Source organism: Pseudoalteromonas sp. T1lg88 (assembly GCF_002964765.1).
GTDB lineage: Bacteria > Pseudomonadota > Gammaproteobacteria > Enterobacterales > Alteromonadaceae > Pseudoalteromonas.
This window is the reverse complement of the sequence record NZ_PQCF01000031.1, coordinates 353,105-372,758: the sequence shown is the minus strand read 5'-3', so window position 1 is coordinate 372,758 and position 19,654 is coordinate 353,105. Positions and strand designations below refer to the sequence as shown.

The following is a 19,654-nucleotide window of genomic DNA, read 5'->3' as shown; positions in this document are numbered from 1 at the left end:
CTTCATTGCTCCCGATCGTTTGATGGCGCGCCAATGGCTCATCGCGCCGTTAAAATGTTAAGCTAACTGCTCATCAATAATGGGGGAAGCATGGCCAAGCCGAATAAAAAGGGACCGGTTCGCACCGTGGATATCTTTTGCAGTAAATGTCGCACCCAACTGTATAAGTATCGAAAAGGTGGCAAGGGGGCGTTGGTAAAGTGTTTTATTGAGCGTATCAGCGAGGACTACACCGAAGAGGTGGCAACCTGCCCGGGGTGTCAGCAGGTGTTTGCCCGACAAACCCTGATCCGCGGCACGCCGGCATTAAAAATAATCGGCCAAAAGGTGTATATGAAATAATACCAATTCCAACGCGGTTAGCATGGTATTTAGCCCGCTAGAATGATTAGCTATTTAAGTGAGTTGGTATCAGCAGGGCATTTGTCCTTAGGTGTCCAGCCTGGCCTTGGTAGGCTGAAGAGGTTTGTTTTGTGGAGCTAGGTAATGGACCTATTATTTGATGTTATTGGCATGAGCGGCACCTTTTTAGTGGTGGGCGCGTTTTTCTTATTACAGCTAGAGAAGTTACCTGCCTCGGGTCTGGGCTATAACCTGATGAACCTAAGCGGTGCCATCTTGTTGTTAGTAAGTCTCTGTTACAATTTTAACCTTGCCAGTTTTGTTATCGAGATATTCTGGATAGCCGCCTCTCTTATCGGTATTTATAAGCACGTGATGGCGCGTCGCGAGCTAAAATCGCTACCGGCTTCTTAACTAACCTAAATAACACAAAAAAGCGGGCTAATTAGCCCGCTGTGTTTTGGCGCATAAGAGTGAAAATTAGCGTGGCAGGTTTTTGCTCACTTTTTTGTTTTTATTCATAACGCCACTGTAATAGCCGTGCAGAGCATCGCTAAGTTGTTTTTCGCAGCGCTTGAGCTGTTCGCCCTGGGTGATCACCTGCATGCTCAGTTTTACCTTTTCTTCGCGAATGCTGTTGATGTCCTGGCTCTGCCCTTGCAAACGTCGTTGCAGCTCTTCTACCTGTTGTGTTGATGATTTAAGCAGTTCATGCAGCTCCTTGTTGCGCTCCTGAAGATCGCGGCAATGATGCTTCATTACATGCCCGCTGGTATTGGCTTCTTCTAACTTTTGCTCCAGATCGGCCAGCTCTATCTGCACATCGCGTTTGGCCTGGATCTGCACCTGCTGCATCTGTTCGGCCATTTTATCCATATGGGCCAAGGCTTTTTTATTGAGCTCGTCTGCCTGATTGATTTGTGCCAGTAGCGGTGCTTGCGCTTCTTGCAAGTGTCTTATCTGTCGCTCTTTTTCTAGCAACAATTGTTTATACAGGTGCACCTGCTCTTGCACCGAGGGCTCCCCGGAGGATTTGTTAATGTGAGTGACATTGGGCTGCATAGCCGCCTCCATATGAGGATGTAAGTCAGAGTGCGCCATGATCTATCCTTGTTTACGTGATAATTTGGATTGGTTAAATTTTAACAAGGATAATGAGCGCAACTTATTGATCTAAATCAGTATGGCATGGCTATTGATGGTGCAGTTGTACCGAACTTTGATCTAGCGCAAGGGCTGGGGCAAAAATCGCCGTCGCTGGTAAGGAAAAGGTTGGCAGGTTTTACTCGCCCTGCTTAACGAGTATACAGGTGACGTTGTCGCCGGCGCCGTGAGAGAGCGCCGAGTGCATCAAGGCCTTGCCGGCACTGTGTATATTAGTGGCGTTTAGTGACACTTCTATTTCAAAGTCGGATAGCTTGTCCGTTAAGCCGTCACTGCATAATAAAAAGATATCCTGCTTGTGCCTTTTACCATGCATCACTTCTACCTGAACTTGGCGTTTGACGCCTAGGGCCCGCACAACCTCATGTTGCAGCGGGTGGCTGGCAGCTTGCGCCGAGGTGATCACTCCGGTATCAAGCAACAGGTTGATCCGGCTATGATCCCGGGTCTGTTGCTCCAGTTGATTGTTTCTAAATAGGTAACCTCGGCTGTCGCCGACCCAGATAAAATAGAAATCAGGGCCATCCAGGACCAGGGCGACCGCCGTTGAACCCATGGTTTTTCCCTGCATATACAGCTGTGAGTAGTCGAAAACTTGTCTATTGGCGTCTTCAAAAGCGCTGACCAGGGTGAGGTAGAGGGGAGTGTTGTGAGGGCGCTTAAGCAGCTGCTGTTTGACGACTTCAATCACCTGCGCACTGGCGTATTCGCCCCCGCTGTGCGCACCCATGCCATCGGCAACCACCCAGACTCCTTGATCGGGAAGTGCCAATAAGGCGTCTTCATTTTTGCTGCGAATAACGCCGCGATGGCTTTGTGCAAAGCTGTTCAGTTGCATGCCCTTGTCCACTGAGGTGGTATTGTGAGCATCTTCGCCATATACCGAACACAGCGGAGAAAAATATAAGAGCGAGCGTCCATTAATCTTGTTTATTCCCTTGGGTTAGTCAATGAAAACACAGTAGGTGGTAACTCACACCTTGCCTCGTATATAAATCCTTATGGGCTCAATATTAGCTGGATACTCCAGGGAATGCCGCCGCTAACCGGGCTTTGCTGTTGAAAAACAAAGCCCGTTTAGCTTGTCTTTAAAGGCGTCGGCCTTCACCTACGTAACGTCCGGCGAGGATCCTTTCATACATATCATTGGCGGTTCTTTTCGCGCGCTCTATGGCATCCGGTTGTAGTCTACGCTCATCGAGCTTGCGGCTGGTGCTGGCATCCATATTGCCGTTGAACTCGGCAATACTGTTCCAGATGTATGATTTTTCGATGCTTTTTGGTACGCCTAGGCCTTCGTAATACATCAGCGCCAAGTTAAATTGGGCTAAAGTGTAATTCTGCGCTGCGGCTTGTTGATACCAGTCTACCGCTGTAGGGTAGTCTTTGAGTACACCTTCGCCATTGGTGTACATAACGCCGAGGTTAAACTGGGCGGCGGCTACACCCTTTTTAGCGGCACCGATAAAAAGTTGTACAGCACGTTGTGAGTCCACTTTCACGCCTCGGCCTTCTTGATACATCACGGCGAGTGAAAACATGGCATCGGCGTATTCTTTGTCTACAGCTTGTTGGTAGAGTTGCGCTGCTTTGTATTGATTTTTGGCGACGCCATAACCATTTTCATACAGCTGAGCAAGTTCATAAATCCCTGGCGCAAAGCCCTTGTCGGCAAGATATTGAAATTCGCTGATGGCGGTTTCAAAATCACCCACATTGGCGGCAGCAATTCCTTCTTCTAAACCAGCTTGGGCAGGAGGGGTGAGCACGAGTGCAGTGCACAGACTCACAGTGTATAAGGTAAATCGCAACATAGTGTGTCTCCGAGAATGGCTGCTATCTATCTGATTCTAGCCTTGTTATCCATTATTATCCAAAGTCTATCGAGAAATAACCAAAGAGAGTTAGAAGTTTTTTAGTTATATCTAAGACCTAGCAGTAGGATACAAAATTGTTACTTTTGATTGCAGGCTATATGTCCGCTTTATGCTCAAGGCGAAGCTCCGGTCTATTCATCCCCTCGGCCTAAGACGCAAGCCTTTAATTTTGACCCAATTCCATGCTACAACAAGTTAAATTCTGCACACCGGATATGGAGAAAGGAATGAGCGACCAATACAGCGCACTGCGCAGCAATGTGAGTTTGTTAGGGCAAATACTGGGACACACCATAGAGCAGGCCTTAGGTGCGCCAGCTTTAGAAAAGGTTGAAGCCATTCGTCAACTGGCCAAGAGTTCACGTACTGGTGACGAGCAAGCCCGGGAGCAGCTGCTGAACGAGTTGCATCGCCTTAGCGACGATGAGCTCCTGCTGGTGGTGCGCGCCTTTAACCAGTTTTTAAATCTGGCCAATGTGGCGGAGCAGTACCACACGGTTTCGCGTCATGCGGATACAGGTTTTTGCCAGCTCGACCCTCTCAAACAGACCCTAAAGCGCCTGAAGCAGAGTAATATCGGCAGTGAGCAAATAGCGCAGGTGCTGGCCAAACTCGATATTAACCTGGTATTGACGGCGCACCCCACCGAGGTGACTCGACGCACATTAATCAACAAGCATGTGCAACTAAGTGATTGCCTCGATAAGCTTGAACTCGACAAACTCTTGCCGACCGAACGCACCCAGTTGCTTGCGCGTATGCGCCAGCTTATCGCCCAGGCCTGGCATACGGATGAAATACGGCACAGCCGGCCAACCCCCCTGGATGAGGCCAAATGGGGCTTTGCTGTGATAGAAAACAGTCTGTGGCAAGCGGTGCCCGAATATGTGCGTGAGCTCGATACCCTGTTGCAGCAGGAGTTAAATATGAGCCTGGCACCCAGTGCCCGGCCGGTGCGTTTTACTTCCTGGATGGGCGGCGACCGGGACGGCAACCCTTATGTTACCGCCGAGGTTACCCAAAGCGTGCTCGAACATGGCCGCTGGATGGCCCTGGACTTGTATATTCGCGATTTGAATCAGCTTATCAATGAGCTTTCCATGCATCAGGCAAGTGACGAGCTATTGGCGCTCAGTGGCCCAAGCCATGAGCCTTATCGTCAGGTGCTCAAAGCGCTGCGCAGCGACTTACAGCAGACCCATAAATATCTGGAAGCAAAAATTACCGGTCAGCCAAGCCGGGGTGAAAACCGTATTACCGACATCAAGCAAATCATCAATGTGCTGCAAATGTGTTATCGCTCTTTATGCAGCAATAAGATGGCGGTCATAGCCGATGGTCTGCTGCAAGACACTCTAGTGCGCTGTCGCTGCTTTGGCCTGCAGCTGAGCCAGCTCGATATTCGCCAAGACAGTGACAAACATGCCCAGGTACTGGCGGAGATCAGCCAATATCTGAATTTGGGCGATTACTGTGCCTGGGATGAGCAGACCAAGCTGGCGTTTTTAGCCAAAGAGTTGGCCAATCCGCGACCTTTGTTGCCCCGCCATTGGCAGCCGTCCGAGCAAACCCAAGAAGTGCTCGATACCTTCAAGGTGATTGCCGACAACCACGCCGACAACTTTGGCATCTATATTATTTCCATGGCCCGTCAGGCTTCCGATGTGCTGGCGGTGAAGTTGCTGTTAAAAGAGGCTGGCTGTGCGTTCAATATGCCGGTGGCGCCTCTGTTTGAAACTTTGGACGACCTTAATCGCGCCCCCGAGGTGATGCGCACTCTGTATGATAATGAGGTTTACCGCGCCGTGATGGGTGAGCAGCAATACGTGATGATAGGCTACTCCGACTCGGCCAAGGACGCCGGCATGATGGCTGCAGGCTGGGCCCAGTACAGCGCCATGGAATCCCTGGTTACCCTAAGCGATGACTGTGATATTGAGCTGGTACTCTTTCATGGCCGTGGCGGCACAGTGGGCCGTGGCGGCGCACCGGCGGCTCAAGCCCTGCGCTCGCAACCGCCGGGCAGCTTGAAAAACGGCCTGCGGGTGACCGAGCAGGGGGAAATGATCCGTTTTAAATACGGTCTTGCCAGTGTCGCCAAGCAAAGCCTGCACCTGTATGTGGGCGCCGTGCTTGAGGGCAATCTATTGCCTCCGCCGCAACCCGAGCCGCAGTGGCGCGAGGTCATGGCGGTAATAAGTGAGAAGTCCTGTGAACATTATCGCGCCATAGTGCGTGGCAATAAGGATTTCGTTCCTTATTTCCGCAGCGCCACACCTGAGCAGGAGCTGGGTAAACTGCCCCTAGGTTCACGACCGGCAAAACGTAATCCGGACGGTGGCGTAGAAAGCCTAAGAGCGATCCCTTGGATATTTGCTTGGTCGCAAAACCGGTTAATGCTGCCGGCCTGGTTGGGTGCTTATCAGGGATTGGCGGCAGCCATAGAGGAATTTGGTGAGCAACACCTGGCCTTGATGAGCCAGCAATGGCCCTTTTTCCGCACCCGTTTGGAAATGCTGGAAATGGTGTTTTGTAAAGCCGACAGCTGGCTTAGCGCCTATTATGACCAACGCCTGGTGGCGTCGCATCTGCAACCCTTGGGTGAGCAACTGCGCAGTGAACTGGCACAGGCCACGGCGCTTATCAAGGAGTTGAGCCCTGAGCATACCTTGCTCGGTCATCAGCCCTGGATCCGCGAGTCCATTGCCCTGCGAAACCCCTATACCGACCCCTTAAATGTGCTTCAGGTTGAGCTATTGAAGCGGGTGCGCGCCGGTGGCTCGGTGGCCTTGGACAATGCTTTGATGATCACCATGGCCGGTATCGCCGCCGGGATGCGTAATACCGGCTAAGTTAGTGTAAAGTAGCGCTAATGCGGGCCAGGTTGCCGCGTTAGCGCCACTAGGTTACTATCGCCATAAACTGCTAAACAAAAGGACAGCTTGTGTGTCCAACCCCCATGCTTGAAAGTATCAAGCAACAGCGCGGCATTATTAGCGCACAGCAATTTGAAAATCTCAGCCAGTTGCTGGGAAATAATCACAAAGACACCGCACAGTGGCTGTTAACCCAGATACAGCCCTGGGCAGTCGCGCCCATTTCCCAGTTTCAGGTGGCGGCTTTGGTGCATGCCCGCAATCGTCATGGTGAAGAGTTCTACGCCGCCGGAGTCAATGTTGAGTTGCCCCATTGCGGGCTAGAGAGCGCCGTGCATGCGGAGCAAACCGCGCTGCATAATGCCTGGCTCAATGACGCCTGTGAGCTTCTGCACTTGTATGTCAGTGCCACGCCTTGTGGCTATTGTCGCCAGTTTATCAAGGAGTTTTGTGCCGATACTGGACTTGCAATCAGTATTGGTGAGGTTGAGGCGACGCTGAGCGAGTTATTACCTCTGGCGTTTGGGCCAAACGATCTAGGAGTGAGTGAACGTATCTTGGCTGAGCAAAAAGGCAATTGTTGCGGTCTTGGTAAATGTGATGATGTCGAGCCACTGCAGCAGCAATTGCATCGGCATCTGCAGCTCAGTTATGCGCCCTACAGTGGTGGCCAGGCGGCGCTGATGTTAAGCATGGGCGAGCAGCATTTTTATGGCCGTTATATTGAAAATGCCGCCTTTAATCCCAGCTTCCATCCCTTGCTGGCGGCCTTTAGTCAGGTGGCGCTCTTGGGGCAGGGCATTGATTTTAACGCCATCGACAGTGTGTCCCTCTGTGAGCGAGACAGCCTTAAATCACATCGGGACACCACCGAGGCTATGGTGCGACGCTTAGCGCCGCAGGCCAGGTTTCAGTATCACTGTGCCAATAGTAGCGCCGCCGCTGCCAGTACCTGAGTGATGGCGCGCTGCTCTATGGCGGCAATATCCACTGCCGGGATCTCCTGATCGCAACGATTCACCAGCACCCCGGCGATACAACCGGCGCGCAGCCCTAAGGCGCTGCACATGGTCAGCAGGGTGGCCGATTCCATTTCATAGTTCATTACTTTAAGGGCTTGCCACTGTGCCATGCTGCCTTGCAGGTGCTGAGGCACATAGCCGCTGTGGGTGTCGTAGCGCTCCTGACCCGGGTAGAAGGTATCGCTTGAGGCGGTAATGCCGATATGGTGTGCTTCCTTGCTTTGCTCGCAGGCAGCGACTAAGGCGGCGGTGGCTCTAAAGTCGGCAACCGCGGGGTAGCTGGCCGGAGCAAAATGGTGCGAGGCACCGTCGAGGCGTACCGAGGCATGGGTAATAAGCAACTCGCCCACCTTAATATGGGGCTGAATGGCGCCCGTGGTGCCGACGCGTAAAAAGGTATCGACCCCCAGTTGCGCCAGCTCTTCAACGGCAATGGAAGTTGACGGGCCGCCGATACCTGTGGAGCAGACCACCACACTGCGGCCGTTTAATTCGCCAAGATAAACATGGAATTCGCGATGCTGCGCCAGACATTGATGATTATCCAGTTGCTGCGCTATTACTGCGGCCCGCTCAGGAGCGCCGGGAATAATAGCCAGGGTGGCGCCGTTTAATTGATCTTTTGAAATGCCAAGGTGAAACATTGTTTTCATATTAACTCTCTGATCCCTATGCGTGTTAAGCGAGCAAGTAAGCCTATGCTGGCGCGCCGGGGCGTTTTTTATAAGGACATATGTCCGAATTTGCTCCTGTGCCCGCTTGCCAGCGCCGTAAATCTCAACTAGATGTTAAATAACATCATCAGAGGAGTTAGCGTATGGCCGTATCGTCAAATGCCACCAGTCATGGCGAGTTCGCTCGTTGTTTTGAATGTAATCGAATTAGCCCCTTGGCGCCACTGCATTGGTTAGCCCTGGCCTTTAACGATATGGCGCGGGCGCCGATTTTAAGCCTGATTTATGGTCTGGTTTTTACCCTGATCCCCGCCACCATTTTATTCTTTATTTATTCCAGTCAAACTCATTTGGTGATCTTGCCGGCAACCGTGGCCTTTGCCCTTGTGGGCCCGGCCTTTGCCGCCGGTCTTTATGATGTTGCCTGGGAGCTGGAAAAGGGTCATACCCCCACCTTATGGCACAGCCTTAAGTCCATGTTTCGTAACCCAGCCGGAGAGTGGGGCTTTGCGGTGCTGCTGATGGTGATCATGATAATCTGGATGCGCTTGGCGGCATTGGCGCACGCCCTGTATCCAAATACAGTGAACCCCAGCTTTGAAGAGTTGAGCGCGTTTTTAACCTTGGGCAGTATTATAGGTGGGGTCTTGCTGGTAACTGTGTTTGCCATTTCCGCCTTTACCCCACAGATCATGATGGAGCGCCGGGTGGATTTGATGACCGCCGTGGTCAGTTCCATGCATGCAGTACGCAATAATATTGCCGCCATGGTGGTTTGGTGCATCTGTATTGTCTGTTTGATTTTACTTGGCTTTCTGACCGGTGCCGCCGGCTTTATCGTGATTATGCCCTGGCTGAGTTATGCCAGTTGGCACGGTTACATCGCCACCATTAAAACCAAGCGCCCCCGTAGTTACGAGTAGACGAATTCGCTTATCGGCTGGCTTATGCAGCATTTATGCATAGCCAGTCACCTTCCCCAGTTACGCCTGTTCGCTTGTGTTTGACTTCTGCGCTCGGCTTGTATATTGATCCTGTATTGGTGCCGATTTAACGCCGATGTGAAATTGATAAATAAATAAAAATCAATGTCTTATATGTTGGTTTTTATTTTTCTGAGCGGGCTAAGGAAAATCCTTGAGGCGCTCTGGAGTCATTTTCATCGACACCGGCGGTAAATCGAAAAACTGCATAAATATTGAGGAGATAGCATGACCGCTAAGTGGCAAGACTTTCGAACTAAGGTAGCACAGTGCTTGTGTCCACCGGGTAATGGTGTATTTACGGTAAACACGGCGCAGGAGCGCAAGGCGGCATTGCAACAGAAGCTTTATGGCCAAACCGACAATATTGAAGCTCTGTGGCAAGCGTCTCTCGATGGTCTGCAAACGACCGAGCACAAGGCGGTAATGCTGGGGATCAGCTCAGACTGTGGCGGCGGTATTTTGCGCGGCGCCAACTGGGGTCCGCTATTTTTACGCAACACCCTGATTGAACAACAGCCTCAGGCGAAAGCCTTTGATTTGGGCGATGTGCGTGTCATTCCGCATCTGTTGCACGACAAGTATTTGAACGAAGGCACCATCAGCAACTGTCAAAAGGCCCTCTATGCGGATACCGACAGTGAGTACCATGTAAGCCCATTATCCATCACCGAGGACGTGTGCACCGACTTTTATGCTAACTTCCCAGAAAAGGGGATCTTCGGTATCGGTGGCGACCACTCAATCAGCTATCCTTTGACCAAGGCGTACCTAAAAGCCAAGCGCGAGCAGGGCAAGAAGGTAGCCATCATTCACTTTGATGCCCACACAGATCTTTTGGTAGAGCGATTGGGTATCGATTTGTGCTTCGGCTCTTGGTGCACCCATATCCTTGAGTACTTACCAAGCCCGGCGCATTTGATCCAATTCGGGATCCGTTCAAGTGGCAAGCCTAAATCCCATTGGGAAGGCACCTTTGGCGTGAAGCAACACTGGGCTCACGAAATCAATGAGCGCGGCACCGATGCGGTAGTAGCTGAAGTATTGGCTCAGCTACGTGCTGATGGCGTTGATGAGCTTTATGTCAGCTTTGATATTGATGCCCTGGACTCGGAATTTGCCTCGGCCACCGGCACACCGGAAAAAGACGGTCTTAATCCACAACAGGCATTGGATATTCTTGGCGCACTGGCCGCCGAGTTCCCTATTACCGGCGCCGATATGATGGAGATTGCTCCTTTCACCGACAGCTCGTTAGAGGGTAAGTCGAGCTCGGAAACGACGTTGCGTGAAGGTGCAAAAATCTCGGCATTCTTGCTTGAGCAAATGAATAAATAAGCTTGATTTTCCAGAGAAATCAGCAATAAAAAGAGCGCATTAGCGCTCTTTTTTGTGGCCGCTTTGTGGCAATATAAACAAGTGTCAGCATAAAATTTTGCGAGTGTTTCTATGAGCTATCCCTTCTTTCACCTTTGCAGCCTGACTCCCCGAGCCTTGTTACTGAGCGCCAGTGCTTTGATTATGTCCTTTATGTCTGGCCAGGCATGGGCGCAAACTCAGGTCTTGGTCGGCGGCGGTCTACAGGTATGCTCATCTATGACGCCCGAGCATTGTCAACAGTCCTTAAAAGGCGGTAAAGCCAGTTCTCTGTTTAAAGTCGATGAAAACGCCCTGGCTCGCCTAGACAGACACTGGCCGTCTCAGTATCAGACACAAAAAGAGAGCCAGATAAAAGCGCTTAAAGCACTTGTTAGCGAGCAAGCGATGACGCAGGAGCAATTACTAACGCTTTGGTATCAACAAGCCCCTCAGGCTCAGCTTTTGGCTCGTCCCCTTTATTATTATGTACTCGATACCCTGGAGTTGGCTGAGCCTTCTCAGAAAGTGCGCCTCGATACCTACATAAATAGCCATGAGGCTACTGGGGACATACTTGCCTTTATGCAAAGCTCAATTAGCGTTGCTGCGGGGCAACAGGCGCAGCCACCTCAGGTGCTGATGCTAACTAGCGCCAGTCGCGACCCCTATGCCAGTGCTGATTACTACCAGCAATTACTGGCATCAAAGAGCATAGACGGTCAATGGTTGCCTTTAACACCTGCGCTGGCCAAGGCGCTTAGCCAGGGGCGCTGCGATAAGCTCAACGAATTTCGCCAACAAGCACTGATCTTTGACAGAGCGCGGGTGTACCCTGAGCGTATCGCCGAGGAGCAGGCACTGTGCAGCCAAGGAGTCGAGGCCCTGACAGCCCAGATAGAGGCAGCAAGTGCGGTATTTTTTAATGACGGCGATCAAACGCTTGCCAGCGCGGTGCTGTATGACGAGCAGGGCAAGGAATATCCTTGGACTGAAGCCTTGCGCACCCGCCCGGTTATTCTTGCCAATGGCACTGGCAGTGCAATACAAAGTGGCGGTAGTAACGCCAAGGGTGCCGTGGCCGTGATCACCGGCGGCGATGCCTTTGCTGCCCTTGAAAACAAGGTAGAACTTGCGACCAAGCCAACCAGTTTGCCTTCTGGCTATGCAGCCATCAGCTATGAGCCCGAAGGGGGCCTGGGAACCTTTAACTACGGGGTGCTGGATACGCAATTTAGCGATGACAACCGCAGCCTACGCTTGCACAGCCTGTTATATGGGGCCGAGCAACTGGCCGGCTACGGCATAGATGCCGGCAGCGCCTTGGTGGTTATTACATCCGGTCAGGACTATATAGGAACCGTGCTTGGTGAGGCGGGGGTTGTTAAGATCCAGCCCCTGGACACACGCAGCTTTCGTTACAGCTATTATCCGAGTGGCGTGCGTTTGACGTTAGAGCAGCAGCAATGGCGCTTAGCCACCGATACAAAGGCCATAGAGGTCAAGGGCCCAGACGCTCAGGCACTGCCACAAATGCGCTTTGGCGATATCCTCTATGATGGCAAGTTGCGCAGCCTGACTCAGGCCATGTGTTTATCAAACAGCAAGATGGCCTTGGCCACGCAATATACTCGCGGTCAGTATTGGGATTTTACCCTGCGCAGCGATCAGCAAACCCGTATGCTGAATACCGATATTCGTGCCAACGCCTGTGCCATCGAAGGGCTTATTATCGAATTTGCGCCACGGAATTAGTGTTTTATCAGCTAATTATTGATGACGGGCTTGCGTCTACTTGGTAGCGTGATACTTTTACAATATAAACGCTTACCAGGAGTGGTTGATGTTTGCAGCAATTGCATACTTGGTGTTGGCCGTGATCTTATGCACCACGGCTTGGATGATAAGGCTTCCCTATATCGCAATCTTTTTTTATTGGAGTGCGTTGTCCTTATTTTTGGTGTCTCTGGCTTATATTGCCAACGCCGGGAAGGTTTTCCGTAAGCGTCAAAACGGCACTATTCCCTGGTATATCCGCTGGGCCTTTATCCCCTTTTTGCTGGGGGCGCAACTTTATAACGCCTGGCAGCGACGCAATGATAAGGTGCCGCCCATCAGGAAGTCGAGCCCGGTTTATTCCTCGCCTGCCGACTTTTCCCGCCCGATGTTGATACCCTAAAACATGAAAACGTCACCGCCATTTTAGATGCCACCTGTGAATTTGATGGCCTGGACTGGACGGTAATGGGCGAGCATATCAGTTATTTAAATATTCCGGTTTTGGATCATGCCGCGCCAAACAGGGCGCAGTTGCGCCAGGCCATTAACTGGATCCACCATCACCGTAAGCGCAAACGTAACGTCGTAGTACACTGTGCTTTAGGCCGTGGCCGCTCTGTGCTGGTGATGGCCGCCTACTTGCTGGCCAAGGAACCTGATGCGGATGTCGATGAGGTGTTAGAGCGCATTCAGGAAACCCGGGAAACCGCCAATTTAAACCGCTTCCAGCGTAAAGCGCTGAAGAAAATGCACCAGCGCGGCGAGCTGGTGGTGCGCAACCGCGTTTGCCTTATTGCCAATCCGGTATCCGGGCGCAAGCTGTGGGCCGATAAAAAGCACGATATCATGTCCAGCCTCAACAGCTATTTTGATATGTCGATAAAAACCACTACGGAAACTAAAAATGGCACGGACTTAGCGCGTGAGGCCATGGCTGAGCATCCGGATATGATCATCGCCTGTGGCGGCGATGGCACCATAGCCGAGGTTGCTTCGGTTACGGTTAATACCGATGTGGCGCTGGGGATTATTCCCTTAGGCACGGCTAATGCCTTAGCCCATGTGCTGATGGGCATTGAAAGCAAGGCCTTTGGTGTGCAAAAGGCGCTGGACGTATTGATCAGCGGCGATGTAAAGGCCATGGACACAGCCACTTGTAATGACGAGCTGGTACTGCTTTTGGTGGGCATAGGTTTTGAGCACAAGATGATAGAGTCGGCGCACCGTGAAGCTAAGAACAACAGTGGTCAGTTTGCCTATTTGCAGGGCTTTTGGCAGGCGCTCAGCGAACATAAGGCCAAAGACTACACGCTTACTCTGGACGATATGCCGGCACAGGAAATTCACACCAATAGCATGATCATTGCCAATGCGGCGCCTGTCTTTACTTTATTGGCGCAAGGGCAGGGTCAACCGGAGCATGACGATGGCCTGCTCGATGTAAACTGGCTGGAGCCGACTAAAAATTCCAATGTGAATGTGCTCAGTATCGCTGAGCTGGCATTTAACAGTGTGGCGCAGACCCAGCTCGACAGACATGCTCACCACACTCACGCCAGGCGGGTAACGGTTAGTTGTGCTGAGGGCATAGACTATGTTATCGACGGTGAAACCCGTCAGGCAGAGTCATTGGAAATTAGGGTGCAACCGGCATCATTAAAAGTGATGGTACCGAGTAAGCCCTAGGTAAGTTATAGATGAAGCCCTGGCTTAAAGCGGGCATTAGACTCGTGCGCGGATAGATGGGCTCGCGCCCATGCTTTGCTTGATGCGGCAACAGTCCCACTGTGCTTGCCGAAGCCGGCAAGCACAGTATGAGTATCACTTTGCTATTAAAAGCCGCATTTAGGCCCTTATTGTGCGTCGATTTGCTGCTCTGGGGCTGCGTCTGCGAATGCTTTAAGGGTATTACAATGCTGGTAAACTGCCATGATCTTCGGGTAGTTATCCATGGGTACCTTAAAGCGCAGGGCGTTAAATACCTGAGGTACTAAACATACATCGGCCAGGCTCGGCTGGTCGCCACAGCAAAACTGTGTGTCGCCAAGCAGTTGTTCAACCTTGTCGAAGCCGGTGATGATCCAGTCTTGATACCACTTTGTTTTTTGCTCATCGCTCACACCCAGCTCATTACTTAGGTATTTCAAAACGCGTAGGTTATTAAGCGGATGAATGTCCACGGCAATGGCATAGGCCAGGTTGCGAATTTGTGCGCGCTGCCAGGCATCGCCACTGAGCAGAGGGGCCTGCTCTGTGGTTTCATCCAGCCACTCAAGAATGGCCAGAGATTGCGCCAGCACGCCTTGCCCCGTCTCTACCGCCGGCAATAAGCCTTGCGGGTTTTTGCCGAGATATGCTTCGCCTTCTTGCTCAGACTTAAGCAGGTTAACCGGTACTAATTCGTGATCGACGTTTTTCAGATTCAGGGCGATACGCACCCGATAAGCCGCCGAAGAGCGAAAATAGCTATATAATTTCATTACTTAGCTCCGTTAAAGTGCTTTTTGATGCCTTTCCAGCAATCTAGGTAGTCGCCTTGACGCTCCTGACCCTCGAGTGCGTATTTGGTCGGCGCTATGATGTAGCGAGACTCAAACATAAAGGCAAGTGTGTCTTCGTAGCGTACCGGCTCAAGCTCAGCATTGCTAGCCTTTTCAAATACTTCAGCTTCTGGACCATGAGGCGACATACAGTTGTGCAGGCTTGAACCGCCAGGCACAAAGCCCGCTTCTTTGGCATCGTACACACCTTTGATCAGACCCATAAACTCGCTCATGATGTTGCGATGATAGTAAGGTGGGCGGAAGGTGTGCTCGGCAACCATCCAGCGCTCAGGGAAGATCACGAAATCAACGTTGGCCACGCCTGGGGTGCCCGACGGTGAGGTCAATACGGTGAAAATTGATGGATCCGGGTGATCATAGCTCACCGTGTTCATCACATTGAAGCGCGCCAGGTCGTACTTGTACGGGGCGCTGTTACCTGTCCAGGCGACAACGTCTAGTGGTGAGTGCTTGATATCGGCGCGATAAAGCTGACCGCTGAATTTAGCCACGATCTCGAAGTCGCCTTCGATGTCTTCAAATGCGGCAACCGGGTATTGGAAGTCACGGTCGTTGGCGTAACCATTGGCGCCCACTGGACCACGCTCAGGTAAAATATATGGGTTGCCGTAGTTTTCACAGATATAACCACGTACCGGGCCATCCGGTAGTTCTACAGAGAACTTCATACCGCGCGGGATCACCGCAATTTCACCGGCGCCGATCTCTAAAATACCGCACTCGGTTTTCAGGCGCAGACGTCCTTGTTGTGGCACAAACAGCATTTCACCGTCGGCATTGTAGAAGTAACGACCTTCCATAGACTGGTTAGCCACATAAATATGAATACCAATACCGGCTTGGCCATTCACACTGCCATTGGCGGCCATGGTCACCAGACCGTCGATAAAGTCGGTTGCCTGCTCAGGGATAGCAACCGGATTCCAACGCAACATGGTTGGCGGCGTAGGCACTTCGGTAATAGGGGCTGAGCGCAGCAGGCCATTGTCCATTAACTCGTAATCGCCTTGAATTACTGAAGGGCGAATGCGGTATAGCCAGGTACGGCGGTTTTCGCCACGAGGCGCGGTAAAGGCGGTGCTGGAAAATTGCTCCGCGTACAGGCCATAGTTTACTTTTTGTGGGCTGAACTGGCCGATAGGCAGGGCATTCTCAAGGGCTTCGGTTTCAAATTCGTTACCAAAACCTGTCATATATTCAAGGCTGTTATTTGTCATGGTGTCACTCCTGTTGTATTGTGTTTGAAGATACTCTCATGTGAGACTAATTTCAAATCCCATCTCTAATTCGGGTGTAAGAAATTATTTACGTTAACTTAAGGTAAGCAGACTATGGCTTTTAAGCTGGACACCTTTATTCCTTATTTGATGACCTTAAGCGGCGCCAAGGTGAGCGAGGCCTTTGCTCAGGTCTATGGCGGGCAACTGACTAATCCGCAATGGCGCATCGTTTGCCATCTGGCTCAGACCGAAGAGGGCCTAACATCAAGGCAGTTATGCGATACGGCCATGTTGGATAAATCAACGGCCTCGCGGGCGATTAATGAATTAGAGCAGCTTGATTGGCTAACAGTGAGTGCCTGTGCCAAGGATAAACGGGCCAAACAGGTGCGTTTAAGTGAGCAGGGCAGACAGCAATTTAATGCCTTGATCCCAGAGGCTTTGCTCTGGCAGCAAGAACTGCTGGCGGGATTTTCTGAGCAGGAAAAGGCACTGCTGGTGGATTTATTGCGCCGCCTGGAGCTGCGCGCCGCGGATATAAAAAAGGCCCATCAGTAGGGATGGGCCTTGGCTTAACTTTGCGCCAGGCGCAAATTTGCGTTAAAGGTTATTAGAAGGTGTAACGAACACCGATACGCATTTCCCACAGTGACGCATCACGTTGAACTGCGGTATTTACGTTGTTGGCGTTGAAGTTATGATAAACGTACTGGCCATTTTCGTTGATGCTGGCACCTACTAGACGGTTACCTACGAATGAACCTTTTTCGTATGTACCCCAGTCGTCGTTAAGCAGGTTAGTCAGGTTATCGATAACGAAGAAGGCTTCGCCCTTATGACCGTCCATAAAGCCAGGAAGCTCTTGGCTTACTTTTAAGTCGAACTTAACAAACCAATCGGCGTTTTCTGAGTTACGGCCTGTGATAGAGCCACGCTTCAGATTTTCTTCTTCGATAAAGGCATTGAATGCTGCCAGATCGAAGTTCTCGCCGTAAACTACGTTAGGATCGTTCTCAAGTGGAATGTAAAGTAACTGGCGGCCGCCATTGGCGTTTTCGTCACCCCACAAGGCATCGCCTTGGGCACCCGTGCCTCTATCGCTACCCGCGAAGGTGTAGCTGTAAGGCAGGCCTTCACTTGCTTGACCGAATAGGCTAAAGCGCGTCGCATAACCATCGATAAACTCATGGGTATAGCCAAGGTTTAAAGTGAAGCGGTGCGGCACATTGTAGTCCGAAGTATGTGAACCCGGGTTGCCAGGGTTGGTTGTTGCTAGGTTGCCATAGTTAGAGCCGGCTACCGAGCTGGTCATTGGGTTTACGTCTTCAGAGTCGGTGTAAGAATACGCGAAGCTGAAGTCGATACCATTGTCATACTTCTTGCTGATGGCAGCAGAAAGTACAGTGGCTTCACCATCATCACTGCCTACGTTGGTAAGCATGTATTCGCCATCACGGCCTTCAAGTGATTCATAGATAGGACGACCGTCAAAGGTAGTGTCACCACTGTCTTTTAGTGCCAGGTCCGTAAGAATCGCAGAGTCTTGCTTACGTGAATGTAATAGATCTACGCTTAGCACGTAATCGCTTTCGAACGTGTATGTTGCACCGATTGAGTATTTCCACTCAGAAGGTACTTCGAAGTTAGGGTCGATCACGTTAACTGTGCCATCACCCTGACCGATAGGCGTATTGGCAACCTGATCATACTGGGCTTGAGGGATATCATAACCCGGTGTGCCGCCATCGAAGTTGGTCATTGCTGTGTTGAACAGGTCAACATTGCTTAAACGGGTGTAGATATTGGTTACACCGTCGTTTGAATAGGCATTCGATACCCATACGTTCGGGTTACCACCAGAGAACAGACCTACACCGGCACGCACTTCAAGGGCTTCATCCACAAACCAGTTAAAGCCAACGCGTGGCTGAATCAGGTCAATACCATCAAGGTTTTGCTGGTTAGAGAAACCGTAACGGTTCTCGAAGTTAGCATTGTAGTTCGGGTTATCGTCACTGGTGTATTTGTCGTAACGAACACCAAAGGTCAAGGTTGCATCCAGGTCGCTAAATGCATACTCGTCCTGAATATAGAAGGTATGCTGAGCGAATGAGAATTTCGCTGCTGCGTCCGCTGGGTTGTTGGTACCGGCCGAGTTATTGTACTCAATGCGATTAGCTAGACCCGCTTCAAAGTCATCGATTGAGCTGAAACGGAACTCACCCTGAGTATGCTGCATAAACATGTTGAATACGTCGATTTCTTCGTACTCATAACCACCTGTTAGGGTGTGCTGGTCAAGGTAATAAGTACCCGCTAGCTTGAAGGTAGTGGTTTCGTAGTTAAGGTCATTTGAATGACGTGAGTCATCCGGACCAATGTAAACCGTACCACCATCGGCAGTATTGATTTGGAATTCACCAAAACCAGAGGCTGCGTCAAGAGATTCTACGCGCGCGTCCAGCTCAGACTTACCGATACGTACTTCGGTTGAGAAGCTGTCGTTCCAGTCCGAGTATAATGAACCTATGATAGAGGTGAACTCGGCACCTTGCTCATAGTAGTGGCTGTTTAGCGATAAACGCGTGCTGCCAGTATCTGATTGTGACAGGGTAAAACCGTCGTTATAGTTGTATACCAAGCTGGCACGGTGATCATCATTGATGTTCCAATCTAGTTTAACCAAGATTTTTTCATCATCTACCGGCGCACTCGCAGGTGTAGTACCGGCGTCATAGTTGTACACGCGTTGGCTGATTTCTTGGATACGTGCCACGTCAGCAGCGCTTACACTGCCTGTGTCCAGGGCGCCATAGTTAAACTGGGCAACACCTTCAAGCTTCTCGTAAGAAGTGAATAGGAAGAGCTTGTCTTCTAATAGCGGCAGACCTACGTTGAAGCCGTAGCGCTTCTCGTTGTAGTCACCATTGTCGTATTCTTTACCATCGACTTCGTCACCCTTCATTGAATCATTGGTGTAGTCGAAGAATACGCCGCCGTGGATTTCGTTAGTACCAGACTTGGTTACGGCGTTGATGTTACAAGCGGTAAAGCCACCGTATTGAACATCGAAAGGCGCCATCTCAACGGCAACCTGCTCGATTGAATCGAATGAGAAAGGCGGGCGTACCGTTGGGTAACCGTTTGAACTTAAACCGAAGTTGTCGTTCATGCGCACGCCGTCAAGGGTTAAGCTGTTGTAGCGTGGGTTAGCACCACCACAGTGGATAGCATCACGGCTTTCGTCTACGTATACGCGCGGGTCGATACGAACGATATCTTTAATGTCACGGTTGATGGCCGGTGCCGTTTCCAGGTCTTCTTGAGTGAAAGTGGCTGTTGGGCCGGTACCGCCAGAAAATGAACTAATAGGACGACCGGTTACTACGATCTGTTCCATATCGGTTTTTGCTTGTAGCTGTACAGTTACCGGGTATTCTTTACCCAGTGACAGCTGTACGTTTTCGATCAACTGATCTTCGAACTTATCAGAGTCGATGATTACGTTGTAAGGACCACCTACGCGCAGACCCTTGGCACTGAAGTAGCCAGCGTCGTTAACAACGGCGGTTTTAGATGAGCCCGTTGGTAGGTGGATAATGGTCACCACAGTGCCAGCAGCAGGGTTGCCGGCAGGGCCAGTGATCTGACCTTTAATTGATGATGACGTTTCGTTTGCAAAAGCACCAGTGGATACACCCATGGTTGCTGCAATAGCAGCAGAGATGGCCGTTTTCCTAAGTTGCATTTTCATGTTGTTGTTTCCCGTGTTAAGTTTATCTAGTTAAACAATTCAT

The 19,654-nt window shown here is 51.0% G+C and carries 15 protein-coding genes and 1 pseudogene; 9 read left to right on the top strand and 7 right to left on the bottom strand.

The genetic code is table 11. The features are described from left to right. Positions 1–90 precede the first annotated feature (90 nt). Together C2M34_RS10870 and C2M34_RS10865 are read left to right on the top strand one after the other, a co-directional pair. Positions 91–342 (top strand): hypothetical protein, encoded by a 252-nt coding sequence (locus C2M34_RS10870; protein WP_105214285.1) that lies wholly within the window; start codon positions 91–93, stop codon positions 340–342. A gap of 144 nt (positions 343–486) precedes the next feature. Beyond that, positions 487–756: a CBU_0592 family membrane protein gene (locus C2M34_RS10865; RefSeq protein WP_105214283.1), complete on the top strand. Its 270-nt coding sequence runs from the start codon at positions 487–489 to the stop codon at positions 754–756. Positions 757–822: 66 nt separating this feature from the next. Here C2M34_RS10865 and C2M34_RS10860 read toward each other — a convergent pair whose 3' ends face one another. The 3 genes from C2M34_RS10860 to C2M34_RS10850 form a co-directional block, all read right to left on the bottom strand. Then, positions 823–1,443 carry a hypothetical protein gene (locus C2M34_RS10860; RefSeq protein ID WP_105201516.1) on the bottom strand — a complete coding sequence of 207 codons (621 nt, stop codon included), beginning with the start codon at positions 1,441–1,443 and terminating at the stop codon, positions 823–825. Positions 1,444–1,624: 181 nt separating this feature from the next. Continuing rightward, positions 1,625–2,344, bottom strand: a complete 720-nt coding sequence (locus C2M34_RS10855; RefSeq protein ID WP_105258765.1) for a PP2C family protein-serine/threonine phosphatase — start codon at positions 2,342–2,344, stop codon at positions 1,625–1,627. Between the two features lie 250 nt (positions 2,345–2,594). Then, on the bottom strand, positions 2,595–3,320 hold the full coding sequence (locus C2M34_RS10850; RefSeq protein ID WP_105201514.1) for a tetratricopeptide repeat protein: 726 nt from the start codon (positions 3,318–3,320) through the stop codon (positions 2,595–2,597). A gap of 290 nt (positions 3,321–3,610) precedes the next feature. Between C2M34_RS10850 and ppc the strand changes: the two genes are divergently transcribed. Beyond that, complete coding sequence (gene ppc / locus C2M34_RS10845) at positions 3,611–6,235, top strand: phosphoenolpyruvate carboxylase (RefSeq protein ID WP_105258764.1); 2,625 nt, start codon at positions 3,611–3,613, stop codon at positions 6,233–6,235. 92 nt (positions 6,236–6,327) lie between these two features. Continuing rightward, the gene (gene cdd, locus C2M34_RS10840; RefSeq protein ID WP_158681429.1) at positions 6,328–7,215 is read left to right on the top strand and encodes a cytidine deaminase; all 888 of its coding nucleotides are present in this window, start codon (positions 6,328–6,330) and stop codon (positions 7,213–7,215) included. Here the strand turns inward: cdd and udp are convergent. Continuing rightward, positions 7,176–7,934: a uridine phosphorylase gene (gene udp / locus C2M34_RS10835; protein WP_105258762.1), complete on the bottom strand. Its 759-nt coding sequence runs from the start codon at positions 7,932–7,934 to the stop codon at positions 7,176–7,178. The two genes, cdd and udp, sit on opposite strands and share 40 nt — an antisense overlap. 164 nt (positions 7,935–8,098) lie before the next feature. Between udp and C2M34_RS10830 the strand changes: the two genes are divergently transcribed. The 4 genes and pseudogenes from C2M34_RS10830 (at position 8,099) to C2M34_RS10815 (ending at position 13,759) form a co-directional block, all read left to right on the top strand. Continuing rightward, on the top strand, positions 8,099–8,878 hold the full coding sequence (locus C2M34_RS10830) for a DUF2189 domain-containing protein (RefSeq protein WP_105258761.1): 780 nt from the start codon (positions 8,099–8,101) through the stop codon (positions 8,876–8,878). Between the two features lie 288 nt (positions 8,879–9,166). Then, positions 9,167–10,276: an arginase family protein gene (locus tag C2M34_RS10825; RefSeq protein ID WP_105201509.1), complete on the top strand. Its 1,110-nt coding sequence runs from the start codon at positions 9,167–9,169 to the stop codon at positions 10,274–10,276. 111 nt (positions 10,277–10,387) lie between these two features. After that, the gene (locus tag C2M34_RS10820; RefSeq protein WP_105258760.1) at positions 10,388–12,049 is read left to right on the top strand and encodes a hypothetical protein; all 1,662 of its coding nucleotides are present in this window, start codon (positions 10,388–10,390) and stop codon (positions 12,047–12,049) included. Positions 12,050–12,137: 88 nt separating this feature from the next. Continuing rightward, positions 12,138–13,759, top strand: a pseudogene (locus C2M34_RS10815) (diacylglycerol kinase family protein). A 167-nt stretch (positions 13,760–13,926) separates the two neighbouring features. Here C2M34_RS10815 and maiA read toward each other — a convergent pair. Beyond that, the gene (gene maiA / locus C2M34_RS10810) at positions 13,927–14,553 is read right to left on the bottom strand and encodes a maleylacetoacetate isomerase (protein ID WP_105258759.1); all 627 of its coding nucleotides are present in this window, start codon (positions 14,551–14,553) and stop codon (positions 13,927–13,929) included. Then, a complete protein-coding gene (gene hmgA, locus C2M34_RS10805) occupies positions 14,553–15,854 on the bottom strand; it encodes a homogentisate 1,2-dioxygenase (protein ID WP_105258758.1) in 1,302 nt (433 codons plus the stop codon). Before hmgA ends, maiA begins: the two co-directional genes overlap by 1 nt. Positions 15,855–15,968: 114 nt before the next feature. On the opposite strand from hmgA, the gene C2M34_RS10800 reads away from it, so the two are divergent. After that, positions 15,969–16,415: a MarR family winged helix-turn-helix transcriptional regulator gene (locus C2M34_RS10800; RefSeq protein WP_105201504.1), complete on the top strand. Its 447-nt coding sequence runs from the start codon at positions 15,969–15,971 to the stop codon at positions 16,413–16,415. A 52-nt stretch (positions 16,416–16,467) separates the two neighbouring features. Here the strand turns inward: C2M34_RS10800 and C2M34_RS10795 are convergent, their stop codons facing one another. Continuing rightward, entirely contained in the window at positions 16,468–19,611 is a 3,144-nt protein-coding gene (locus tag C2M34_RS10795) for a TonB-dependent receptor (RefSeq protein WP_105214262.1), read from the bottom strand. Between the last annotated feature and the right edge of the window lie 43 nt (positions 19,612–19,654).